At 72.0% G+C, this 23295-nt stretch carries 20 protein-coding genes and 1 pseudogene; 8 read left to right on the top strand and 13 right to left on the bottom strand.

What is annotated here, in order from left to right; translation table 11 throughout:
- Positions 1-2: 2 nt before the first annotated feature.
- Complete coding sequence (locus ACIBW9_RS18315; RefSeq protein WP_398956128.1) at positions 3-578, bottom strand: RNA polymerase sigma factor; 576 nt, start codon at positions 576-578, stop codon at positions 3-5.
- Between the two features lie 59 nt (positions 579-637).
- Entirely contained in the window at positions 638-2074 is a 1437-nt protein-coding gene (locus tag ACIBW9_RS18310; protein ID WP_398956125.1) for a S8/S53 family peptidase, read from the bottom strand.
- Positions 2075-2223: 149 nt separating this feature from the next.
- On the opposite strand from ACIBW9_RS18310, the gene ACIBW9_RS18305 reads away from it, so the two are divergent.
- Complete coding sequence (locus tag ACIBW9_RS18305) at positions 2224-4788, top strand: CHAT domain-containing protein (RefSeq protein ID WP_398956496.1); 2565 nt, start codon at positions 2224-2226, stop codon at positions 4786-4788.
- 136 nt (positions 4789-4924) lie between these two features.
- Positions 4925-5416 carry a hypothetical protein gene (locus tag ACIBW9_RS18300; RefSeq protein ID WP_398956123.1) on the top strand — a complete coding sequence of 164 codons (492 nt, stop codon included), beginning with the start codon at positions 4925-4927 and terminating at the stop codon, positions 5414-5416.
- Between the two features lie 73 nt (positions 5417-5489).
- Here ACIBW9_RS18300 and ACIBW9_RS18295 read toward each other — a convergent pair whose 3' ends face one another.
- A complete protein-coding gene (locus tag ACIBW9_RS18295) occupies positions 5490-7403 on the bottom strand; it encodes a LuxR C-terminal-related transcriptional regulator (protein WP_398956121.1) in 1914 nt (637 codons plus the stop codon).
- Between the two features lie 95 nt (positions 7404-7498).
- Here ACIBW9_RS18295 and ACIBW9_RS18290 point away from each other — a divergent pair, with 95 nt between their 5' ends.
- Both ACIBW9_RS18290 and ACIBW9_RS18285 read left to right on the top strand, forming a co-directional pair.
- Positions 7499-8584, top strand: coding sequence for a M12 family metallopeptidase (locus ACIBW9_RS18290; RefSeq protein ID WP_398956119.1), 1086 nt, complete (start codon positions 7499-7501; stop codon positions 8582-8584).
- 168 nt (positions 8585-8752) lie between these two features.
- Positions 8753-9136, top strand: coding sequence for a hypothetical protein (locus tag ACIBW9_RS18285; RefSeq protein WP_398956118.1), 384 nt, complete (start codon positions 8753-8755; stop codon positions 9134-9136).
- Between the two features lie 12 nt (positions 9137-9148).
- Here the strand turns inward: ACIBW9_RS18285 and ACIBW9_RS18280 are convergent, their stop codons facing one another.
- Entirely contained in the window at positions 9149-9757 is a 609-nt protein-coding gene (locus tag ACIBW9_RS18280; RefSeq protein WP_398956116.1) for a TetR/AcrR family transcriptional regulator, read from the bottom strand.
- A gap of 156 nt (positions 9758-9913) precedes the next feature.
- Here ACIBW9_RS18280 and ACIBW9_RS18275 point away from each other — a divergent pair, with 156 nt between their 5' ends.
- The 3 genes and pseudogenes from ACIBW9_RS18275 (at position 9914) to ACIBW9_RS18265 (ending at position 13251) form a co-directional block, all read left to right on the top strand.
- On the top strand, positions 9914-10849 hold the full coding sequence (locus tag ACIBW9_RS18275; RefSeq protein WP_398956114.1) for an NAD(P)-dependent oxidoreductase: 936 nt from the start codon (positions 9914-9916) through the stop codon (positions 10847-10849).
- Between the two features lie 111 nt (positions 10850-10960).
- Complete coding sequence (locus ACIBW9_RS18270) at positions 10961-12478, top strand: APC family permease (RefSeq protein WP_398956111.1); 1518 nt, start codon at positions 10961-10963, stop codon at positions 12476-12478.
- Positions 12479-12745: 267 nt separating this feature from the next.
- A pseudogene (locus tag ACIBW9_RS18265) lies at positions 12746-13251 on the top strand (AAA family ATPase).
- Here the strand turns inward: ACIBW9_RS18265 and ACIBW9_RS18260 are convergent.
- Complete coding sequence (locus ACIBW9_RS18260) at positions 13241-14518, bottom strand: MFS transporter (protein WP_398956109.1); 1278 nt, start codon at positions 14516-14518, stop codon at positions 13241-13243. The pseudogene ACIBW9_RS18265 and the gene ACIBW9_RS18260 overlap by 11 nt on opposite strands.
- Before the next feature lie 69 nt (positions 14519-14587).
- Positions 14588-15565, bottom strand: coding sequence for a cytochrome c oxidase assembly protein (locus ACIBW9_RS18255; RefSeq protein WP_398956108.1), 978 nt, complete (start codon positions 15563-15565; stop codon positions 14588-14590).
- Positions 15566-15766: 201 nt separating this feature from the next.
- Between ACIBW9_RS18255 and ACIBW9_RS18250 the strand changes: the two genes are divergently transcribed.
- Positions 15767-16282, top strand: a complete 516-nt coding sequence (locus ACIBW9_RS18250; protein WP_398956106.1) for a hypothetical protein — start codon at positions 15767-15769, stop codon at positions 16280-16282.
- Between the two features lie 3 nt (positions 16283-16285).
- Here the strand turns inward: ACIBW9_RS18250 and ACIBW9_RS18245 are convergent, their stop codons facing one another.
- The 7 genes from ACIBW9_RS18245 to ACIBW9_RS18215 all read right to left on the bottom strand — a co-directional run bounded on the left by ACIBW9_RS18245 (position 16286) and on the right by ACIBW9_RS18215 (position 23249).
- Complete coding sequence (locus ACIBW9_RS18245) at positions 16286-17410, bottom strand: MsnO8 family LLM class oxidoreductase (protein WP_398956104.1); 1125 nt, start codon at positions 17408-17410, stop codon at positions 16286-16288.
- Positions 17403-18494, bottom strand: a complete 1092-nt coding sequence (locus tag ACIBW9_RS18240) for an LLM class flavin-dependent oxidoreductase (RefSeq protein ID WP_398956102.1) — start codon at positions 18492-18494, stop codon at positions 17403-17405. The genes ACIBW9_RS18245 and ACIBW9_RS18240 overlap by 8 nt, the downstream gene beginning before the upstream one ends.
- Complete coding sequence (locus ACIBW9_RS18235; RefSeq protein WP_398956100.1) at positions 18491-19864, bottom strand: NtaA/DmoA family FMN-dependent monooxygenase; 1374 nt, start codon at positions 19862-19864, stop codon at positions 18491-18493. Before ACIBW9_RS18235 ends, ACIBW9_RS18240 begins: the two co-directional genes overlap by 4 nt.
- A gap of 20 nt (positions 19865-19884) precedes the next feature.
- On the bottom strand, positions 19885-21132 hold the full coding sequence (locus tag ACIBW9_RS18230; RefSeq protein WP_398956098.1) for an LLM class flavin-dependent oxidoreductase: 1248 nt from the start codon (positions 21130-21132) through the stop codon (positions 19885-19887).
- A 113-nt stretch (positions 21133-21245) separates the two neighbouring features.
- Positions 21246-21356 (bottom strand): putative leader peptide, encoded by a 111-nt coding sequence (locus ACIBW9_RS18225; protein WP_398956096.1) that lies wholly within the window; start codon positions 21354-21356, stop codon positions 21246-21248.
- Positions 21357-21415: 59 nt separating this feature from the next.
- The gene (locus ACIBW9_RS18220; RefSeq protein WP_398956093.1) at positions 21416-22150 is read right to left on the bottom strand and encodes a GNAT family N-acetyltransferase; all 735 of its coding nucleotides are present in this window, start codon (positions 22148-22150) and stop codon (positions 21416-21418) included.
- A gap of 76 nt (positions 22151-22226) precedes the next feature.
- Positions 22227-23249: an ABC transporter substrate-binding protein gene (locus ACIBW9_RS18215; protein WP_398956091.1), complete on the bottom strand. Its 1023-nt coding sequence runs from the start codon at positions 23247-23249 to the stop codon at positions 22227-22229.
- Positions 23250-23295 lie beyond the last annotated feature (46 nt).

Raw genomic sequence — 23295 nt, 5'->3', positions numbered from 1 at the left:
GGTCACACCGCTCCCCGTGCTTCCAGTCGTGCCCGCAGGCGCCGCAGACAGCGCTGGCGGAGCGGTCCGATGCTGCCCACGGCGATGCCGAGCGCCGCGGACACCTCCTGGTAGCTGGGCGGCGGGGAGGCCATCAGGACGCGCAGCAACTGCCTGCAGCGATCGCCGAGTTCCTGGAACTCCTGCCACAGGTGCCGGATGCGCTCGGTCTCGGCGGCCGCCTCCTCCAGGTCGAGGAACGACTGCTCGGGCGTACGGTCCTCACTGACCCGGTCCAGCAGCTGCGGATCGTCCGTCGGGGTCAGCCGCCTTAAGCTCTTGAGGACCTTCAGGGACTCGTGGCGCGCGGTACTCGCCAGCCACGACCCGGCCTTGTCGGGTTCGCGGATGCGCCCCAGGTGCTGGGCGAAACGGAACCACACCGTCTGGTACACCTCGTGCGCGTCGGCGTCCGAGAGCCGGTGTGCGCGCACGACCGACCACACCAGTGGGCTCAGCCCCTCCACGAGCGCCTTCCAGGCCGCCGCGTCGCCGTCGACGGCGGACTGGACCAACGCGCCGACATCTGCTCGGTCCACGGCCCCACCCCTCGTGTACGGCAAGTCATCGTACGCCGTGGAAGGGACCGTTCCGGACCTCATGCCGGAGGTGCCAGCTGCGTGACGGGCATGGGGTGCCAAGTCGGCGGACGCAGCGCCGGCACATGCGCCCCGCGCACCTCGGCGTACGCCCCGGTCTCCGCGAGGAGCTTCCTGCGGGCGGCACGCGCATCACCCAGCTTGTTGGCACTCATGTAGGCGACGACCATGCCCGCGGCGACCGGAGCGGCGAACGAGGTGCCGCTCCAGTGGGCGTAGCCCTCGAACATGACCTGGTCCGCCTTGCCGGCGGTGGGGGTCCCCGCCGTGCTCAGCACGCCGGTGTGCCGCGGGTACTGGCAGGTGCACGCGTACGTGAAGTGGTACCGGCACTCGTCGTAGGTGGAGTGCTGGTAGACGTACGGCACGGGTGCGTCGAAGCCGGCCAGCGTGCTGGTCAGCCGCTCCCCAGGGGCGTAGGCCTTCACCCAGGAGCCGTAGTTGGAGAAGCAGGCGCCGAACTCGCCGTCGCTGCGCAGCGCTCCCACCGACAGCACGGCGTCCTCGTAGTCGGGCAGGTCGGCGTAGGCGGCGGGCCAGAACTTCGACGCGCTGGAGTTGTTGCCTGCCGCAGCGACCAGCAGGGTGCGCTGCCCGCGCAGCTCGTCCATGAAGCTCTGCACGCCGAGGAGGCCGTCCTCGCGGCCGTTGGCGGTGCCGGCGGAGAGGCTGATGACGTCCGGCCAGCCGTGTTCGTCGACGGCGTCGAAGAGCCGCTGCCCGAACTGGTCCTCCAGGATGGCGCCGGCGTCGTTGAGGGTGTTGCGCACGGTGATGTTCGTGTTGGGTGCGACGGCCGCGAGGAGGCCCGCGATGAACGTGCCGTGGCCGACGTACTGCAGCAGGTTGCCCTGGGCGTCGTTCTCGGTGCCGTGCAGGTCGCCCTGGACGTGGGCGAGCAGCGGCACCATGCCGTGGTCGTGGGTGAGGCCGTTGTCGATGACCAGCACACCGACGGCGGTGTCCGCGTCGTAACCGGCCTCGGCCGCGGCCGGGTTGGTGCCCTGGGTGAGCGGGGCGGGCACGGGCTCGTCGCCGGGACAGGAGTTGACCGCGATCGACACCACGTGGTTGCGGCTGACCAGCCGCTGCTGGGCGCGTGCCTCGTGCTCGCGCATGGCCCGCAGGGCGTGCGCGACCGCCCGGTCGCCGCGCCGGTCGCCATGGCCCGGGTCGCCGACCTGGATGCGGGTGATGCCCGAGCGGTTGGTCTCCGGGCCGGCCCGCCGCACATGGTCGGCGGTCAGTCCGGTCGCCGCGGTGAAGTGGTCGCGCACGGTGTCCTCGACGAGCCGCGCCTCCTCACCGTCGCGGGCCAGGACCACGCCCTTCTCGTAGATGAACTCCGCCGCGTCGTCGGGCCCCATCGCCAGGGAGATGTCCGGCATCGAACGCTGGATCTGGTCGAACTGTTCGTGGAATCGCTGAGGTGCCATGGCGTGTCCTCCCCCTTGAGGCGACTGTCGTCAGAAAGAGTCGCTGAGCCGTCGATTGATACAGCGCCAAACCGGTGTGGGGCGCAACCACGGCCACTACCATCCTTTGAGTGACAGCGGGAAGCGACTCGGTTCTCGAACTGCTGCCGATGGTGTTCGCCGACCCCGGCGAGGCCCGGGCGCGGGCGCAGGGCGTGCTGGACTCCGATCCCACGCCCTGGCACGCCTCCGTCGCACACCAGGTGATCGGCATCTGGCAGCGGGACTGGGGCGACATGCGGATCGCGCTGCACCATCTGCGCCGCGCCCGCGACCTGGCCGCGCGCGCCCAGGCACCCGACCGCGAGGGGGACATCCTGGCCACCCTCGGCGTGGCGCTGGTGCACTCCGGCCGTACCCGGCAGGGCCTGGAGGCGCTGGAACGGGGGGTCGCGGTCAGCACCGGGCACACCCGCGCGCGGGTCCTGTTCCGGCGGGCGTACGCCTCCTGGGTGCTGGGCCGGCACCGGGAGGCGCTGGAGGACGTACGCCGGGCGATTCCCGTGCTGCGACAGGCGGACGACGTCATCTGGACGGCGCGGGCGCTGACCCTGCGGGCCACGGTGCATCTGGCGCTCGGCGCGGTGGACCGGGCGGAGGCGGACTTCACGGCCGCGCACGCGCAGTGGGACACCACGGGCCAGGAGCACGACAAGGCGGACGTGGTGGAGAGCCGGGGCCTGGCCGCGTTCCGGTCGGGTGACATCCCGCTCGCGCTGCGGCTGCTGGACGAGGCCGAGGAACGCTACGCCAAGCTGGGCACACCGTCGTTCATGCTGTACATCCGGCGCTGTGAGGTGCTGATGGCCGCCGGGCTCGCCCCGGAGGCGCTCGCCGAGGCGGACACGGCCATCGGTGCGCTCGACGGCATCGGCGGGCAGTCCACCCGCAAGGCGGAGCTGCTGCTGGTCGCGGCCCGCGCGGCGCGTCTGGCGGGCGATCCGCACACGGCGATCGCGCGGGCGGCGCTGGCGGTGCGGTTGTTCGCCGGGCAGCGGCGCAGCTGGTGGGAGACGCACGCGCGGCTGGTGCTGATCGAGTCGCGGGTGGCCGCGGGACGCCGCTCGGGACGCCTGGTCGCGGACGCGGCGGCGGTGGCCGAACGGCTCGCCTCGTTCGGGGCGCCGGCCGCCCCGGAGGCCTCGCTGCTGGCGGGCCGGATCGCGCTCTCGCTGGGCTGGACTGCGGACGCGGAGCGGCATCTGGCCGTCGCCGCCCGCAGCCGGCACAGCGGGCCGCCGCTGGCGCGGATGACCGGCTGGGCCGCGCAGGCGCTGCGCGCGCGGGCCGCAGGTTCCGGACGGGGTGTCCTGGAGGCGTGCCGGCGCGGACTCGACGTGCTCGACGACCACCGGATGACGCTGGGCGCCTCCGAGCTGCGGGCCCGCGCCACCGAACAGGGCGCGGAGCTGGCCGCGTTGGCCCAGCGGGCCAGCCTCGACTCGGGCAGCCCGCGCCGGCTGCTGATGTGGAGCGAGCGCTGGCGGGCCACGGTCCTGTCCACGCCGCCGACCCGGCCGCCCGCCGATCCGGCCCTGCTCGGCAACCTGACCGCGTTCCGGGAGATCGCCGCCCGCGCGGAGGAGGCCCGCAGCGACGGCCGCCCGATTCCCGTCCTGGAGCGTGAACAGCGGCGTCTGGAGCGGGAGATCCGCTCCCGGACCCTGCACATGCGCGGCGACGCGCCCGGCGACGGGGACCGCTTCGAGCCCGGCCGACTGCTCGAACGGCTGGGCGAGGTGCGGCTGGTGGAGCTGGCCGTGCTCGACGGAAGGGTCCAGGTGCTGCTGTGCGGGCAGGGGCGGGTACGGCGGTTCGAGGCGGGGCTGCTCGCCGACGCCGAAACCGAGGCCGAGCATGTGCAGGCCGGTCTGCGCAGGCTGGCCCACCCGGGCGCGGAGGCACGGCTTCCGGTGGTCGAGGCGATGGGCCGCCGGCTGGAGGAGCTGCTGCTCGGCCCGGCCGCCGCACAGCTGGGCAGCGGTCCGGTTGTGGTCGTACCGCCCAGCCGGCTGCACCGTGTGCCGTGGGCGCTGCTGCCGTCGCTGCGGGAGCGGGTGCTGAGCGTGTCGCCGTCGGCGAGCAGCTGGCTGCGCGCCCACGAGACCGAGCCGCCGCCCGGCGGCCGCCATGTCCTGGTGCGCGGGCCGGGGCTCGCCACCGGCGGCGCGGAGGTGCCCGAACTCGCCGACCGCTACGGCAGACCGACCCTCCTGGAACACGAGGACGCGCGCGTGCCGCGCGTCCTGGAGGAACTCGACGGCGCCGCGCTGGCGCACATCGCCGCGCACGGCACCTTCCGCGCCGACAGTCCCCTGTTCTCCGCGCTACGGATGGCCGACGGCCCGCTCATCGTGCACGACTTCGAACGCCTGGACCGCAGCCCGTACCGGATCATCCTGTCCAGCTGCGACACCGCCCGCCTCGCCTCGGTCGGCGCGGACGAACTCCTCGGCCTGGTCACCGCCCTGCTGCCGCTCGGCACGGCGGGAGTCCTGGCCAGCAGCGCCCCCGTCAACGACCACGCCGTGGTGCCCCTGATGCTCGCCCTGCACAAGGGCCTGAGCGCGGGCCTGTCCCTGGCCGAAGCCCTGCGCGACGCGCGCGCCTCACTGCCGGGGGATGCGCTGCACCAGGCGACGGGGTGGGCGTTCACGGCGTTCGGGGCGGCCTGAACTCGCCGGGTCGGGGTCGAGCCCTGTTCGCACCCCCGGACGACAGTTACGGAATGATCACTCCCCTCACGCATTCTTCACATGCCTCCATGTAGGGCACTACGGTCACTCCACCCGAAACACCCAGGGGGACGAGATGACCAACCCGTACACGGCACCCATACCTCCGCCGCCCCGCCCGCCGGACATCCGTCCGCTCCACAAGCGCAAGCGCGTGTGGCTCGGCGGCGCGGGCCTGCTCCTCGCGGGCGCGCTGATCGCCTCCCCCGCGAACAGCGACAAGCAGCCCGTCGAGGCCAAGGTCAAGCCCGCCACGACCGTCACGGCGACGGTGACGGCAACGCCCGAGCCCGGCCCGACGGTCACCGAAACCGTCAAGGCCAAGGCAAAGCCCGCCCCCACGGTCACCGTCACCAGAACCGCCGCCGCCCAAGCAGCCGACAGCGGCAGCGACAGCAGCGGCCAGGACAGCGTGGGCACCTGCTCGATCACGTCCAACTCGGGCAACTGCTACTCGGCGGGGCAGTTCTGCCGCAACAGCGACCACGGGGCCACGACGACCACCGCGGACGGCACGCCGATCAAGTGCGCGTACAGCTCGGGCCGGTGGCGCTGGACCTACGCCTGACGGGAGACGCCGGTCGGCGGCCTGACCCCTCCCCCGAATACTGGGGGTCAGACCGCCGGGTCTCGGGCGCGGCTCAGGCCGGCTGCGCGTCCGGCAGCTCCACGAGCCACGGCAGGGCACCCCGGTCGCTGGCGCCGAGGCGGGCGTAGGCGCTGTAGAGGTGGTTGCCCACGGTGCGGATGGACAGCGTCAGCTGTTCCGCGATCTGGCGGTTGCTCAGGCCCGCGGCCGCCAGGGTGACGATCTGCCGCTGGCGGGCGGTCAGTTCGCCCAGGACCAGCCCGGACAGGGCCGGGGTGCGGGCGCCCTGGCAGCGGCGGGCCAGGGCGACGGCACGCGTGCGTGAGGTGCGTGCGGCGCGCGGGTCGCGGTGCGCGCGTACCGCCTGCGCGTACGCCTCGGCCGCGAACAGCAGGAAGCCGCGCTCCTCCAGCGCCTCCGCGGCCCGGTCCAGCGCCGGTCCATCACCACGGGCCAGCGCCTCGGCATGCTGGGCGAACACGCCGTCGGCCGGGAGGCGTTCGGCGACCTTCTCGGGGGCTCCGAGGCGTACGGCGTCGTAGAGAGCGAACGCCGTGTCGGAGCCGGCGGCCATACGATCGCTGCCGTCGCCGTATCCCTGCACCATGCCGTCGGTGGCCTCGCCGATCGCCGCGAGCGCCCCGTCCACGTCCCCGCGGGCCGCGATCAGCCAGGCGGACGGCTCGGCCGGCTCCGGGCAGCCCGCCACGGCGTCCCGGGCGGTCGCCGCGTCCCCCGACTGGGCGGCGGCCAGGGCGAGTTCGGTGCGGCAGGACGCGTCCCCCCACGCGTCCCGCAGCCCCTCCCGCGCCCAGGCCGCCGCCTCCCGCAGCTCCCCCCGAAGCCGCGAGAACCTCGCCCGTACGGCCGCGTACCCGGCGGGCACCGGTGCGCCCTCCTGCGCGAGCCACTCCCCCACGGGCGTCGGCAGCGGCCGTACGTCCGCCTGCTCGATCCGGCGGATCAGCGCGGCCGATTCGGCGGCGAGGGCCCCGGCGCACTGGGCCGGGGTACGGGCCAGCCGCCTCGCCCGGAGCCTGCCGGCCGCGGCGCGCAGCACGGGGCCGTGCAGGGGGTGGGCGAGGCGGACCGTGCCCTGGTCGCCCGGGTCTGCCTGGTCGTCGATGCGGATCAGGCCGTCGGCCTCGAGGTTCTCCAGGATCCGCAGGTCGAGTTCGTCCAGGTGCAGGGACAGCGGCTCCGCGAAGGCGAGGCGTTCGAGCGTCCGGCGCTCGTCGGGGCCGGGGCGTTCGAGGAGCTCGGCGGTGCGCCGGCGGACGGTCGCCGTCACCGGTACCGGGCCCCGCCACGCCCATTCCTCCGTGTCGGGCAGCAGGCGGGTCAGCAGGCCCTGCTCGCGCAGCGCGTCCACCAGTTCGCGCAGCAGCCTCAGATCACCCCGGCACAGGTGGTGGAGGCGGTTCAGGGTGAGCGGCTCCAGGGTGCCGCCGACGCCCGCCGCGAGGAGCTGTTCGGTGTCCTCGCGGGGCAGCGGCTCCAGGGCGAGGCGGGGCAGCAGTTCGCCGGTCCACAGCCGGGAGATCGCCTCGGGGCACGGGCCGCCGTCGGCGGCGACGACGATCAGCCGGGTGCGGCCGTGCACGGCCAGCTGGTGCACGAGGGCGGCCGAGGCGTCGTCGAGCAGGTGCGCGTCGTCCACCACCAGGAGCCGTACCCCGGACAGGAGTTGGACCGCCCGGTGCAGGGAGACCGATTCGGGCAGCAGATGGGCGAACGCGGCGAAGGGGAGGTGCCGGGTCTCGGGCGTCCCGCCCGCTCGGGTGCGGTCGCTGCCCCGTACGGCCTCGGTGACCAGCCGGGTCTTGCCGCTGCCGGCCGGGCCGGTCACCACGATGCCGTGCCGGCCTGCGGTCAGGGAGCGGCGGATCAGCTCGAGCTCGTCCTCACGTCCGGTGAACTGCCAGGGCAGTTCCAGGGCCTTCGCGTCGCGTTCGAAAGTCGTCACGGGAGTATGAGCGCGAGTACTCAACCCTGATACAGGGTGACTTGAGTAGCCCTCGACTCAGGCGCCTGTGACACCGCCCACGGCAACCTGTGCGCATGACCGGACGCTACTGCTCCCTCGTGCAGCAGTCGGCCCCCGCCTTCGCACCGGGGCTGACCGCCGAGCGGCTCAGTGCGCTCATCGGCGGACGGTCGATGTGGGTCAACGGCACCGTGCTGCACTACTGGTTCTTCGACGGCGACACCGACGGGTCGGTCATCTCCGTACCGGGGACCGGGCAGTCCCGCCGGGTGTCGTGGGTCGGCGCCGCGGAGCAGCGGGATGTGGTGCGCGAGTGCTTCCAGGAGTGGCAGGGCCTCGGCATCGGCGTGTCCTTCGTCGAGGTCGGCGACCGCTCGGAGGCCGAGCTGCGCATCGGGTTCCAGCTCGGTGACGGCTCCTGGTCGATGGTGGGCAAGGACTGTCTGCAGGCCGGACAGAACGAACGGACCATGAACTTCGGCTGGGACCTGACCGCGCCCGGGGAGCGCGCGACGGCCCTGCACGAGATCGGTCACGCGATCGGCATGCTGCACGAGCACCAGAGCCCGTTCGCCGGCATCCACTGGGACGACGAGGCCGTCTACGCCGAGCTGGCGGGCCCGCCGAACTTCTGGAGCCGGGACAGGACGTACGTCAACATCCTGCGCAAGCTCGACCCGGACGAGGTCAACGGCTCCGTCTGGGACCCGCAGTCGATCATGGAGTATCCGTTCTCGGACGGTCTGATTCTGGAGCCGGAGCAGTTCCGCGGCGGCCTGCACCCGCCCGGCACGCTCTCCCCGGGCGACAAGGAGTTCGTACTGCGCTGGTACCCGCCGGCCGACGTGCCGAGGCCGCCCGCGCTGGTGCCCTTCCGCTCGGCGCCGCTGGGCCTCGGCCCCGGCGAGCAGGCCGACTTCACCGTCGACCCGCCGGAGACCCGCGAGTACACCCTCGGCACCTTCGGCGCGAGCGACTGCGTCCTCGTGGTCTTCGAGGAGCGGAACGGGGAACCCCGCTACCTCGCCGGCCGGGACGACGGCGGAGCACCGCACAACGCCACCCTCAGGGCCCGGCTCGTCAAGGGCCGCCGCTACTTCGTCCGAGTACGCCTGTACTCCGCGTGGGGACCGGGGGAAACAGCGGTCATGTGCTGGTGACAGCACAGATCCGCACCCACGCGGTCAGCCGGTCCACAGTCCGGCGCCGGGGGAGCGGTCGGGGACGGTCACCTTCGGGGGAGGGAGACCGTCCCCGACCCATGTCCGGGGTCGCTGCAGTGAGGCCCGTTCCGGGGCGATGTCAGTGGCGGCCGCTAGCTTCGAGGCATGAGTCGATCACAGATCAGTGGATACGTCATCGGCGAGAGCCTCCGGCCCGGCGCGGTCTTCCAGCCCCCCGGGCTACATCTGCGCAACGTCACTCGCCTGGACGTCTCGGCAAGCGCGAGCGCCGCGCAGCCCCGGCTGTGGACGCTCGTCGAATGGGAGACCGACAGCGACGACGTGAGCGGCCTCGCAGAGGCGCTCGCCGAAGCCCTGGAGCCGGAGAACGGCTGGTACGCGGACTTCACCGCGGGGGACGAGCGCGTGGTCGTCTTCGCCCAGAAGGTGTTCCGGTATCGGCGCGGCGATGCGGCAGGCCGCGCCGAGGCGATCGCGTACGGCCGGTCGGTGGGGACTCCCGAGCATCAGCTCGACTGGAAGGAGTGAGCCGGGCAGGGGTCAGGCGCCGTCCTTGACCACCGCCGCGTCGAGGAGGGGGCCCAGTTCCCGGGCGACGCTCGTCAGGGCGCGGACGTTCCGCTCGGCGCGGGCGATGAGGATCGCCCCCTCCAGGGCTGAGATCATGAGGGTGGCGAGCGCCCCGGCCCGGTCTTCGGGTACGCCCATGTCCGTGAGAGCCCGGGCGACCGAGCCGGTCCAGGTGCCGAACGCGGCGGCCGCGGCCTCCCGCGTCGACGCGGTGGACTCGGCGCGGTCGACCGTGGCGGCGGCCACCGGGCAGCCGCCCGCGAATCCGGCGGTCTCGTACTCGTCGGTCCACTGGCGCACCATCTCGGCGAACAGTCCGCTGGGTGTCGGCATGGGCAGCGCGGCGAGGAAGCGGTCGATACGGTTGCCGGCGTATCTCCCGGCCCAGCCCACCGCCTCGTTGACGAGCTGCTCCTTGCCGCCGGGGAAGTAGTGCTGGAGGGAACCACGTGGCGCCTGCGCATACGCGGCGACCTCCCGCATCCCCGTGGCGGCGACCCCCTCGCGCCGGATGAGCTGGGCCGCCCCGAAGACCATCCGCTCCCGCGGTCCACGCCGCGGCGCCTCTGCGGCCGACATCCTCGGTCTCCTCCCACCACTCGAAGCGTCGACGACTCCCTGCACTCTATGACTGCCGTCATAGCACGGGCTACTATGACCGCTGTCATAGTCCGGGGCGCAGGGAGTCGGTCTCCGCTCCGGCCGGAGCGGTATCGGCCAGGACGGTGGTACATCGTGTACGTGGGTTTCGTCGGCCTCGGGGTCATGGGGCAGCCCATGGCGCTCAACCTCGCCCGCGCCGGAACACCTCTCGTCGTCTTCAACCGCACACCGGCCCGGTGCGAGCCCCTGCGGGCCGCCGGAGCCGAGATCGCGGTCGACCCCGCCGGGGTCTTCGACCGGGCGGAGACCGTGATCCTGATGCTGGCCGACGAGAGCGCCGTCGACGCGGTCCTGGGGCGCGGCACCCCGGATTTCGCCGCGCGGGTCGCCGGACACACCGTGGTCCACATGGGCACGACCTCGCCGGAGTACTCGGCCGAACTGCGGGAGGCCGTCCACGGCGCGGGCGGGCGTTACGTGGAGGCCCCGGTCTCCGGGTCCCGAGTCCCGGCGGAGCAGGGGCAGTTGGTGGCGATGCTGGCGGGGGACGACGACGCCGTGGCGGCCGTACGGCCCCTGCTGGCACCCATGTGCCGGGAGACGTTCGACTGCGGCCCCGTGCCGGGCGCGCTGCTGATGAAGTTCTCGGTCAACCTGTTCCTGATCACTCTGGTCACCGGGCTGGCCGAGGCGTTCCACTTCGCCGACCGGCACGGGCTCGACGCGCGGCTGCTGCGGGACGTCCTGGACGCGGGCCCGATGGCCAGCGCCGTCTCCCGGGTGAAGGCGCCCAAACTGCTGGACCGTGACTTCGCCGTCCAGGCGGCGGCCGCCGACGTCCTCAAGAACAACCGACTGATCGCGGAGGCCGCCCGCACGGCAGGTCTGGCCTCCCCGCTGCTCGACGTCTGCCACGCCCTGTTCGGGGAAACGGTGGCACAGGGTCATGGAGGCGAGGACATGGTGGCCGTGGTGCGGGCGCTGGAGGCCCGCTCCGACGGCGCTGTCCTGTCCACCCGCCCCGCTCCTGCCGGGTCAGATGTTTCGGCTGGGTTTCCGGCGCAGTAACGCGCCCCAGGCGATGGTCAAAACTTGTACAGGAACGCTTGTGCGGTTGTGCGGCGGCGTCGATCATTGGCCGAATCGCATCCACCACCCCGCGCGCACGCAGGAGCTCCCGTGACCGTTGGCGAGATCGCGTCCGAGCCGGCAACGGCCCAGACGGAGCGGCAGAAGCTGCGCAAGCACTTCAGTCGCTTCGACATTCTCTTCTTCCTCCTGTGCACCATCGTCGGCGTGGACACCATCGGCACCGTGGCATCGAAGGGAGCCGAGGCGTTCACCTGGCTGATCGTGCTGGCTCTCGTGTTCTTCGTGCCCTCCGCGCTGCTGACCGCGGAACTCGGGGCCGCGTTCCCCGAGGAGGGCGGCCCCTATATCTGGACCAGCCGGGCCTTCGGTCGCCTCGCGGGCGCCGTCAACAACTTCCTCTACTGGATCACCAACCCGGTGTGGCTGGGCGGCACGCTCTCCGTCTCCGCCGTGACGGCCTTCACCACCTTCTTCAACGACGGCAAGGACCTGAGCACACCGGCCTTCTACGTCTTCACCCTGCTCTTCGTCTGGGTGGGCGTCCTCGCCGCGATCCTCTCCTTCGACGTGGGCAAGTGGATCCCCACGCTCGGCGCCTGGAGCCGTTTCGTCCTCCTCGGCCTGTTCACCGTCACCGTCGTGATCTACGGGATCAAGCACGGCCTGCACGGCTTCGGGGCCGGTGACTTCTCGCCGACGTACGCGGGCTTCGTCGCTCTGGTGCCGGTCCTGATGTTCAACTACGTCGGCTTCGAACTGCCCAACACCGCGGGCGACGAGATGACCGACGCCCAGAAGGACGTGCCCTTCGCCATCTTCCGCAGCGCCGCCCTCTCCGTCGCGCTGTACGCACTGCCGATCCTCGGCATCCTTCTTGTCCTGCCGGTCAAGGCCGTCACCGGTCTCGGCGGGTTCCTCGACGCGATCCGGCAGGTCTTCACCGTCTACGGCGGCCACGTCGCCGCCGACGGCACGGCCACCCTCAGCGGCGCCGGCAGCCTGCTCGGGGACCTCGCCGCGATCATGTTCATCCTGACCGTGCTGTCGTCCGGCGTCACCTGGATCATGGGCTCCGACCGCGCCCTCGCCGTCTCCGGCTACGACGGCGCCGCGCCCCGCTTCCTCGGCGTCATCTCCAGCCGCTTCGGCACCCCGGTGCGGGTCAACATCCTCAGCGGCCTGGTCTCCACCGTCGTCCTGGTCCTGGCCCACGAACTGACCCACGGCAGCGCGGCCAAGCTCTTCGGCGCGGTCCTCGGCCTCGCCGTCTCCACCACGCTCGTCAGCTACCTGGGCATCTTCCCGGCACTCGCGGTACTGCGCCGCAAGGCCCCGGACGTCCCCCGCCCGTACAAGGCGCCCATCCCCGGCATCATCAGCATCGTGCTCAGCGCACTCATCCTGTTCGCCAGCGTGCAACTGGTCGCCCCCGGGCTCGGCGACCACTGGTTCGGATCCGCCTACGCGCCGGACGGCTGGAGTCACGCCGAGCGCTGGAAGTACCTGCTGACGGAGGCCGTCCCGCTGGTCGGGTTCATGCTCCTGGGCGTGCTCTTCTGGGCCCTGGGCAAGCCGACCCGCGCGTCGCTCACCGACGGGGAATGACCTGACCCACTCCCCCGCGGACGGCATGGCACCTCACCGCAACCGGCCCAACTCGCCTAGGGTCACAGGGAGTGGATAGTCCCACTTCGTGCGAGGTGGCTGTGCCCAAGTCCCACACACCGTCACGACGTGCCCTGCCGTGCGGACTCACGGTCTCCGGTGCGGCGGCGGTCGGCTTCGACCCCGCCGCCCGGAGCTGGGCGACGACCGGATCCGGGTCCGGTCCGGGCGGGCGGGCGGGCGGGCGGGCGGGCGGGCGATGAGCGCATGCTCGTCGTGATCGGCGGTCTGCCCGCCACCGGGAAGACCACCCTTGCCCGGCTGTTGGCCGCGGAGATCGGCGCGGTGCCAGTGTGGGTGGACACCATCGAGCAGGCACTGGTCAGGTCCGGGCCGGCCCGGCATCCCGTGGGGCCTGCCGGTTACCTCGTCGGGTACGCGCCGGCCGAGGAGCAGTTGCGGCAGGGCCTGTCCGTGATCGCCGAGCCGGTGAATCCCCTGGCGGTCACACGGGACGCCTGGCGGGACGCGGCGGTGCGGGCGGGTGTCGCCTGGGCCGAGGTGGAGGTGGTCTGCTCGGATGCGCGGAGCACCGGCGGCGCGTGGCATCACGGTCGGTGGACATCCCCGAACTGCCCCTGCCGGACCGGGCAGAGGTCGTCGGCAGGCAGTACGAGCCGTGGGACCGCGAGCGCATCGTCGTGGACACCGCGGGGGCGACCCCCGAGGAGTCGCTTGCCGCGCTGGTGAGGGCGATCAGCGTCAACTCGTGACAACGGGGTCGGACGTCGGCGCGGCCTGTGGGACATCGCGCATGCGGCGGAGCGGGGAGAAGAACACGAACCAGCCGGCCGCCCACGAACCGATGAGGGCCAGCCAGAGTGCGGGCCGCACCCCGATAAGAGTGCCCAGCGCCCCGCCGAGGACGCCGCCGAGCGGCAGCGTGCCCCACACCACCCAGCGGACGGCCGCGTTCATCCGGCCCATCAGCTCCGGCGGTGTCACCGACTGCCGGTAGCTGATCTGGGCGACGTTGTAGACCATCCCGGAGAAGTACGCGACGCCCCAGCCCAGCGGGAACAGCAGCACTCCCCAGCCCTGCCAGGCCGCCGCCGCGACGACCTGCGGCGCGCTGAAGACCAGCATCGACACCCAGATGATGCGCGCCGAGCCGACCTTCCTCGCGAGCCGGCCGGCCAACGCTCCTCCGGCGATCCCGCCGATGGCCGCGCCCGCCATGACCAGCCCGGTGAGCGCGGGGCGCACATGCAGCACCCGGATGAGGAAGACCATCGCCAGCGCCGAACCCATGCCGCCGAACAGGTTCGCGGTGGCCGTGCACGCCACGACCCTGCGCAGAATGGAGTGCCCGAACACGAACCTCAGGCCCTCGGCGATCCGCTGCCGCAGCGTCTCGTCCGCAGGGCGCGCCGGCGGCGGCTCCTCCCGGGTCCTGATCCCGAGGACCGACAGGACCGAGACCGCGTAGGAGACCGCGTCGGCCGTCATCGCCCCCGCGGCACCGAACACCCCGACCAGGCCGCCGCCCAGACCCGGTCCCGCGAGCTGGGCGAACGCCTGGGTGGTCCCGAGCTTGCCGTTGGCGCTCATCAGGTGTTCGGAACGGACGAGTGACGGCACATAACTCTGGTACGAGACGTCGAAGAACACCGAGCACACACCGGCCGCCACCGCGACCGCGTACAGCTGCGCCATCGTCAGGACACCGAACGCCGCGGCCAGCGGAACCGAGCCGATGACCACCAGACGGAGAAGGTTGCAGACGATCATGATGGAGCGCTTGGCGGCGCCGTCCACCATCGCACCCGCCGGGAGCGCGATCACCGCGAAGGCCAGGGTGGTGGCCGCGGTCAGCAGCCCGACCTGGAACGTGCTCGCCTTGAGCGCGACGACCGCGAGCAGCGGCAGAGCGACCTCGGTGACCGCCGATCCCATCTCACTGACCGTCTGGCCGCTCCACAGCAGCATGAAGTCCCGCTGCCGCCACAGGCCCCGCACATCCTTCGCCGCTTCCGTCACAGCACCGTCCCCCGCTTTCGGATCCACGGCCTGCACTTTGCCATGGGAAGCGGCGGCGGGGTCAGCGGGTCACTGCTGCCGGATGCGGCGGGCGATCTCGCTGTTCTCGGTCTCCCACCACGGGCGTACCAGGTCGGGCGACCCGCTCTGCCCCTCGGTCTGCCCCGCCGTCGGCGCCGCCGGGACCAGTTCCGTCGCCAGGCGGCGGTCCAGTGCGGCGGTCGTCGCCCGTTCGGTGCGGGCCCACTGGACCAGGATGGCGAGCAGGAAGGGCAGGGCCACCAGCTCGGCGATGCCGACCATCGCGCCGCCGCCGAGCTGCTGGTCATGCTGTACGTCCCGGGACCACGGCGGGGCGTGGTGCAGATACCAGGCGCCGGCGATCAGCGTGCCGTGGGTCATGACCACGATGCCGGGGACGGCGTCGACGATGCCGTCGAGGAAGACCAGCGCGGCCCGCACCGGGTGGGTGCACCAGGCGGGCAGCGTCTCCTCGCGGGTGAGCACCGGCACCACGAACAGACAGCCGGCGAGCAGCAGGTGCAGATACATCAGCTGGTGCAGCCAGCCGTGGCGCAGGGCGGTCTCGAAGTACGGGGTGAAGTACACGGTCAGTTCGGTCGCCAGCACCAGGGCCGTGCTGACCAGCGGGAAGGTGAGCAGGCGCACCAGGCGCCCGGCCATCGCCCGTTGGGCGCGCCCGGCGGCCCGTTCGGGAAGGGCGCGGACGGCCAGTCGCAGGGGGTCGCCCAGTGCCAGGCCGAGCGGTGCGACGAGGTCGAGCAGGATGTTCTGCACCGCGGCCGGCCAGAACAGCACACGGTCGTAGACGGCGAGGGCCGACATGGTCGCCACGACGAGGGTGCCGAGGCCGAGCCCCGCGAAGGCGGCGGTGCGGGACACGGGCCAGCGTTCGCCCCGGCCTCGCAGCCGCAGGACGCCCCAGCCGTAGAAGGCGCCCAGCAGCAGGACGAGCAGCAGCGCGGGCAGGTCCGGTTGCCATGAGGACAGCAGCCGCCCCACGGTGAGTTCCGGCGGACTTGCCATCGCGCGCTCCCTCCACGGCATGTCGGGCCACCCGACCGGACCCGGCCAGGCACTTTACGCCGCCCCCAGCGCCCGTACCGCGCCGCGCCCGGCGATCGCCCTGCGTCATACCGAGCTCATGTCGAGCTCTTACCGAGACCTCCGGAGCGATCATTTTCGGCCAGGGATCGACTACGCTGGCCGCCGACCTCAGGGAGAGACATGTTCATGACGCGTCGGCTGCTGGCTGCCGGAGTGACGGCCGTCCTCATGGCCGGGCTCGGCGCATGCGGGAGCGGCGGGACCGACAACGGCACGCAGGACAACGTCGGAGGGCACATCCAGCCGAGCCCGGAAACCGTTTCCGGGCTCCGGGACACCGTCCGCCACCTCTCCCGGAAGACGGTCACGGACACCCGCCCCCATCTGGTCAGCAGGTGCACGTCCGCCACCAAGGAGGTCCGGCACACCTCGCGTTCGGGCTCCGGCACCCACAGGACGACCCGCGTCTGGTACACCACCGAGCGCTACCGGAGCTGCCGGAAGGTCCGTCAGGGTACGGAGACCTACCGGCGGGTGGTCCGGCCCGAGCGGTGGTGCGTGAGCCTCGACGACGTGAACGGCGTCAAGGCCCGGGACGACGTCTGGTACCGGGTCACCCGCGGGATCTACGACCGGGCGCAGGCGGCGGACCGGCACACCCGGATCGTGTTCGCCCCGACCGGTTCCGGGTGCTGAGTCTCACCGCCGCTTCCACTCCTCGGCCAGCAGCTCGTACGACCGCACCCGGTCCGCATGGTCGTGGGTGATCGTCGTGATGAGCAACTCGTCGGCATCCGTGGCCTGTTGGAGCTGTTCCAGCTGGTCCGCCACCCTCGCCGGGGAGCCGACGAACTGGGTGTCGAGGCGGTCCTGCACGAGGGCGCGGTCCTCGTCGGTCCAGGGGTGGGCGCGTGCCTCCTCGGGCGTCGGGAACTCGATCGCCCCCTCGGCGGTGCGGATGCTGCGCACCCACGGGCCGTAGCCGGTGGCGAGTTCGCGGGCCGTCTCGTCGTCCTCGGCGACCACGACGTCCGCGGACACACTGACGTACGGCTTGTCGAGGACGTCGGAGGGCTGGAAGAAGGACCGGTAGCCGTCCACCGCCTCCAGGACGGTGGCCGGGCTGACGTGGTAGTTGGCGGCGAACCGCAGGCCGCGCGCGCCGGCGACCTCCGCGCTCTGGCCGCCGCTGCTGCCGAGGATCCACACCTCGACCTCGGCGCCCTCGCCCGGCACCACGTGCGCCTCGACGCCCTCCGGGGAGCGGTAGGTGCCGGCCAGCAGGGCGAGGATGTCGTCGATCTGCTCGGCGTAGTCCTGCGATGCGGCGTTCGGGGGGAGGAGCAGTCTGCGTTGCAGGGCGATCCGGGGCGAGCCGAGGAGGCGTTCGAAGGAGAAGCGGGGTGGGATCAGCAGGCCGTTGGGGGCGCGCCCGTCGACGACCGGGGTGGCCGTCGGCCCGGTCGCCTTCTCGCCCGGCGGGCGGCCGCCCGAGCGGCCCAGGCCCAGGTCGAGACGGCCGGGGTGCAGGGCGTCGAGCAGGCCGAACTCCTCCACCGTGGACAGGGCGGTGCGGTGGCCGAGTTGGACGGCTCCCGAGCCGAGGCGGATGGTGGAGGTGGCGGAGGCCGTCAGGGCCAGGACGACCGCGGGGGACGTGCCCGCGACGCCCGGGTTGAGGTGGTGTTCGGCGAACCAGTAGCGGGCGTAACCGAGGCGTTCGGTCTGCCGGGCCAGGTCGATGGAGTTGCGCAGGGCGTCGGCGGCCGTCGAACCGGAGGAGATCGGCACCAGGTCGAGGACGCCGAGGGGGATGTCAGACATGGGCCGGCTCCTCAGTGGTGGGCGTTCCCGGCAGCACGGGGCCCCAGTCGAAGGGCGGGTCCGGGATGGCCTTGCGCAGGGTCGGGGCCACCGCCGACTGGAACAGCTCCAGCGAGTCGCGGTGCTGGGCGTCGGTGAGTCCGCTCGCGTCCGCGTGCAGGTGCACCACCGTGTGTCCGAACTGCTCGTGGTAGCGGTGCACCTTGTCGATGACCTGCTGCGGGCTGCCGATCAGGGCGGAGCTGCGCTCGACGAAGTCCTCCAGGGTCTCGAAGACGACCGGCAGACCGGCCTTCTTGAAGAACGCCAGGTTGGACTCGAAGACCGGCCGGTACGCGGCCAGCGCCTCCTGGGTCGTGGGCGCGACATGGATGCCCGCTGTGCCCGCGCCGACGGCGATCCGTGCCGGGTCGTGGCCGTAGTGCTCCCACCGCTCGCGGTAGTGGCGGATCAGCTCGGCGTACGGCTCGATGGGGTTGGTGACGTTGGCCGAGAACAGCGGGTCGCCGTAGCGGGCGGCGAGGTCGACCGACTCCTTGCTGGTCGCGCTGCCGTGCCAGACCCGGACCGGCTGCTGGTAGGGGCGCGGCCACACCTCCGCCTCCGCCAGCTCGGGACGGAAGCGGGTCGCCGCGGTGACCTTGTCCTGCCGCCAGATCTGCCGGAACACCTCGTAGCTCTCGGCGTTGCGGTCCCACTGGTCCTCGGGCGTGACATGGAACAGGTCGCGCTGGGCGGCGCCGTTGCCCTTGCCGATGATCAGGTCGAGGCGGCCGTTCGAGAGGTGGTCGAGGGTGGCGTAGTCCTCGTAGGCGCGGACCGGGTCCAGGAGGCTGAGGGTCGTCACCGCGGTGAACAGGCGGATGCGCTTGGTCAGCGCGGCGATGTGGCTCAGCACCACCGGCGGCGCGGAGGAGATGAACGGCCGCTCGTGCCGCTCCCCCACGCCGAATCCGTCGAAGCCCAGTTCCTCGGCGAGCAGGGCGTTGTCGAGTACCTCCCGGAACCGGTCGTGAGTGGACTTCTGCACCCCGGTGACCGGGTCCGGGCGGTGCACGATCAGGGTGATCGCGAGGAACCTCACGAGGCCACCCGCTCGTCCGACGCCTCGCCGGGGTGCGCGAGGCCCAGGTGGTGGCGGAGGGTCGGGCCCTCGTACTCCGTGCGGAACACGCCCTGTTCCTGGAGCAGCGGGACGACCTTGTCGGCGAAGACGTCGAGGCCGCTGGGGGTGATGTGCGGGACGAGGATGAAGCCGTCGCTGGCGTCGGCCTGGACGAAGTCGTTGATGGCCTTGGCGACGGTGGCCGGGGAGCCGATGAAGTTCTGGCGGTTTCCGGTCTCGATGACGAGGTCACGGATGGACCAGTTGTTGGCGGCGGCCAGCTCGCGCCACTCGCGGGCGGTTGCCAGCGGGTCGCGGTACATGCGCACCTGGGCGCGGCCCTTGGAGATGTGGTTGTCGCTGATGTCCGGGTCGATGTCGGGCAGCGGGCCCTCCGGGTCGTAGGAGGACAGGTCCCGGTTCCAGACGAACTCCAGGTGCTTGATGGCGGTGGCCCCGCTGACCTGCTGGCGGCGCACCTCCTTGGCCAGTTCCTCGGCCTCCGCGTCGGTGTCGCCGAGGATGAAGCTCGCGGCGGGCAGGATGAGCAACTGGTCGGTGCGGCGGCCGTACTTGGCGAGGCGCTTCTTGACGTCCTTGTAGAAGCTCTGGCCCGCCTCCAGGGTGGCGTACCGGCTGAAGATGGCGTCGGCGGAGGAGGCGGCGAACTCGCGTCCCTCGTCGGAGTCGCCGGCCTGGAAGATGACCGGGCGGCCCTGCGGGGAGCGCGGCACGTTGAACTGGCCGTGGATGTCGAAGTGCTGGCCGGAGTGGACGAAGGAGCCGGCCTTCGCGTCCTTCAGGAAGACGCCGGTGGCCTGGTCGGCGATGATCTCGTCGCCGCGCCAGGAGTCGAAGAGCTCCTGCGTGGTGGTGAGGAACTCCTTGGCGCGGGAGTAGCGCTCGTCCTGTGGGAGGAAGCCGCCGCGGCGGAAGTTCTCGCCGGTGAAGGCGTCCCAGGAGGTGACGACGTTCCAGGCGGAGCGGCCGCCGGAGAGGTGGTCGAGGCTGGCGAACTGGCGGGCCACCTCGTAGGGCTCGTTGAAGGTGGAGTTGATGGTGCCGGTCAGGCCGAGGTGTTCGGTGACGGCGGCGAGCGCGGCCAGGACGGTGAAGGTGTCGGGGCGGCCGACGACGTCCAGGTCGTAGATCTTCCCGCCCTGTTCGCGGAGCCGGAGCCCCTCGGCGAGGAAGAGGAAGTCGAACTTGGCGCGTTCGGCGGTCTGCGCGAAGTGGACGAAGGAGCTGAACTCGATGTGGCTGCCGGCCTTCGGGTCGCTCCACACGGTGGTGTTGTTGACGCCCGGGAAGTGCGCGGCCAGATGGATCTGCTTCAGCGGCTTGCTCATGTCGGTGCGGTCCTTCCGGCTCAGGCGGTGGGGGTCCCCCCGAGCGCGGGCGAAGCCGAGCGCTTGGGGGAGTAGCGGTTGACGGGGCGGGCAAGGCCCAGCAGGCCGCGCAGGGTGCCGGCCTCGTAGGCGGTGCGGAAGGCGCCGCGGCGCTGGAGTTCGGGGACCAGGCCCCGTCCGATGGCGGGCAGGTCGTGTCCGGCGACAGCGGGCCGCAGCCGGAACCCGGTCAGCCCCGCCTCGGCGAACTCCTGCAGCAGGTCGGCGAGTTGGGCGGGCGTACCGGCGAAGATGCGGGCGTCGCTGGTGTACGGCTCTGCCGCGAGGGCGTCGAGACGGGCACGGCGGTCCTCCGCGGCGGCCTGGTCGTCGTCGAGGAAGACCACCAAGTCACCGAAGACATGCAGGAGTTCACCGGCGCGCCCGGCGGCCTCCTGCTCGGCGCGGATCTCGGCGACGATCGCGCGTGCCTGGTCGGTGTCGTGCGGGGTGACGTAGCCGACGTCGGTCTGGCGGGCGATCAACCGGTACGGGACGGTCTGGTGTCCGAGAGAGGTGACCAGGGGCTGGCCCTGCGGCGGACGTGGGGTGATGGAGGGGCCCTTGACGCTGAAGTGCCTGCCCTCGAAGTCGATGTAGTGCAGCTTGTCGCGGTCGATGAAGCGGCCGGTGGCGACGTCCCGGATCTCCGCGTCGTCCTCCCAGCTGTCCCAGAGCCGGCGCACGACCTCGACGTAGTCGGCGGCCTCGTCGAAGAGCTCGGTGAGCCGTTCCTGCCCGGCCGGGCTCTGGAGTTCCGCCAGGTCGATCGGCGGGAAGGTGCGGCGGCCGAAGTGGTCGGCCTCGTGCGGGCGTGCGGTGATCTGCACCCGCAGGCCTGCGCGTCCGGTGCTCACGTAGTCGAGGGTGGCGATCGCCTTGGAGATGTGGAAGGGCTCCGTGTGGGTGGCGATCACGGTCGGCACCAGGCCGATGTGCCGGGTGAGGGGGGCGATGCGGGATGCGATCAGTACGGCGTCGAGGCGGCCCCGTACCTCGTCGGTACGGCCGTCCAGCTCGCCGTAGCGCGAGGACTGCAGGCCCAGGCCGTCCTCGAAGGTGACGAAGTCGAGCAGTCCGCGCTCGGCCTCGGCGACCTGGGCGGCCCAGTATCCGGCGGTGAACAGGTCCCGGGGGCGAGCCACTTGCTCGCGCCAGGAGGCGGGGTGCCAGCCGGAGCCCTCGAGGGCCACGGCAAGATGCAGACGGGAAGCGGGAGTTGGGGACACAAGGGTGCCTTCCTGGAGGTCCGTACGAGATCGCCGGCCCGCGGGATCGGGGCGCACGGCGGCAGGGCGACCGAAGGGAGAGGGGGCTCCCCCGGCCGCAGGCTGGGGGACGGTCAGGAGCAACAGAGGGCGCTGGCCACGCGCTGGAGGTCGATGTGGGGCCGGGAGTGCAGGCGGACCCGGTGGCGCGGGTTGTGGGCACGGACGCGGAGTACACGTGTCACGTCCCACACCTCCGCCCGAACGCGCGAACAGCCGGCCTCCGACAAGGACAACGCCACGGCTATGCCGTTTCTTCCAGGGCGACGGCTCCGGTCGGCCGTACGAGCGAGAAGACCGTACGGCGGCGCAGGGTGAAGCCGATCGACTCGTAGAGCCGGATGGCGTCGGCGTTGGTGGCCCTGGCGTGCAGGAAGGGGCGTTCGCCGCGCTCCTTGATGCCGGCTGCTACCGCGCGGACCAGGCGAGTGGCGAGGCCCCGGCCGCGGTGGGCGGGGTCGGTGCACACGGCGCTGATCTCGCTCCAGCCGGGCGGGTGGAGACGTTCGCCGGCCAGGGCGATCAGGCGTCCGCGGTGGCGGATGCCGAGGTAGGTGCCCATCTCGACGGTGCGGGGCAGATAGGGGCCCGGTTCGGTGCGGGCGACCAGGTCGAGGATCTCGGGTACGTCGTCGGGGCCGAGCCGTACGGCTTCCGGGTCGGGTTCGGCGCGCAGGCCGGTGTCCACGAGCTGGACGCCCTGTCCGGTGCGCAGGACCTCCCAACCGGCCGGTGCCTCGGTCACCCCGCGCACCGAGGCGGTGCCGCCCGGTCCGACGAGGGTGGCCAGGTCGGCCCAGGCCTGTGGGTCTCCGGTGTCGGCGAGGGCGTAGAACGGGGCCACGTCCTGCCGGTAGCGGGCGGCGCGGCCGACGCGTTCGGCGAAGTGCGCGTGCGGGCCGATCAGGGCAGCCCAGGCAGGGTTGTCCAGAAGGTGCGAGGAGGGGGCTTCGATGCTTTCGATGCTGGTGGCGGACATCGTGGGGCGGTCTCCGAAGGCCTGGGAGCGGGGGCCCCGCCGCGGGGCGGCGGTGGGGCCCCCTGGCGGTGGCGGGTCAGGAGTTGTCGAGCGGCAGGCCGGGCGGGTTGACCTCGGACGTGGCGACGGCCTCGTTGGAGAGGTTCCAGGCGGCCAGCCACTTGGCGTACTGGCCGTTCTTGATGAGGTAGTTGATGGCGTCGGCGAGCGGCTTGGCGAGGCCGCTGTCCTTCTTGGCGGTGGCGGCGATCAGGCCCTGCAGCGAGGCGCCGGCGCCCGAGTAGGTGCCCGCGTTCCGCGTCGGGTTGGGCGTGCTCGCGGACTGGGTGATGTGGTAGGCGATGCCGGGGTTGGGCCCGAAGAAGGAGTCGATCTTGCCGCTGTTGAGGGCCAGGTAGGTGCCGTTGCGGTCCGGGTAGTACTTGACGGTGAGCTTCTTGCCCTCGCTCTCCAGCTTCTTCTTCCACTCCAGGAGGATCTTCTCCTGGTTGGTGCCGGCGCCGACGGAGACGGTCTTGCCGGCGAGGTTCTCGTAGTTGCCGTCGAAGTTCCACTTGCTGGACTTGAGCACCTCGAAGCCGAGGTTGTCCTTGCGGTACGAGGCGAACTCGTACTTCTTCTTGCGCTCCTCGGTGTCGGTGACGTTCGAGAAGGCCACGTTCACCTTGCCGCTGTCGATGCCGACGAAGAGGTTCTCCCAGGTGAAGTTCTTCAGCTCGGGCTTCAGGCCGAGGACGGCGGCGACCAGGCGGCCGAAGTCGGGCTCGGCGCCGGTGAGGGTCTTCTGGTCGCTGCCGACATAGGCCAGCGGTGCGAACCCGGCGGGCAGGGCGCCGATGCCGATCTCCAGCTTGCCGCTGCTCTTGACGGACTTGGGCAGTTCCGCGCTGATCGACTTGACCTCGGAGACCTTGAGGCCGGTCTGCTTGGCTGCGCCGTTGGAGAGCTGTCCGACGGTCACGGTCCCGTCGGCGGCGCCGGTCGTGGTGGCCGCGTCGCTGTTCCCACCGCAGGCGGCGAGCCCGGTGGCGAGGGTGGCGACCGCGGTCGCCGCGGTGATGCCGCGTGTCAGGCTGCGTCGGGTGAAGTGGACAGACATGGCCGTTCCTTGTCGCTGGGAGGGTGATGAGGTGGTGGCGTGGGGG

The organism is Streptomyces sp. NPDC049541 (assembly GCF_044465725.1).
Taxonomy (GTDB): Bacteria; Actinomycetota; Actinomycetes; order Streptomycetales; family Streptomycetaceae; genus Streptomyces.
This window is presented reverse-complemented; position numbering and strand designations above follow the sequence as displayed.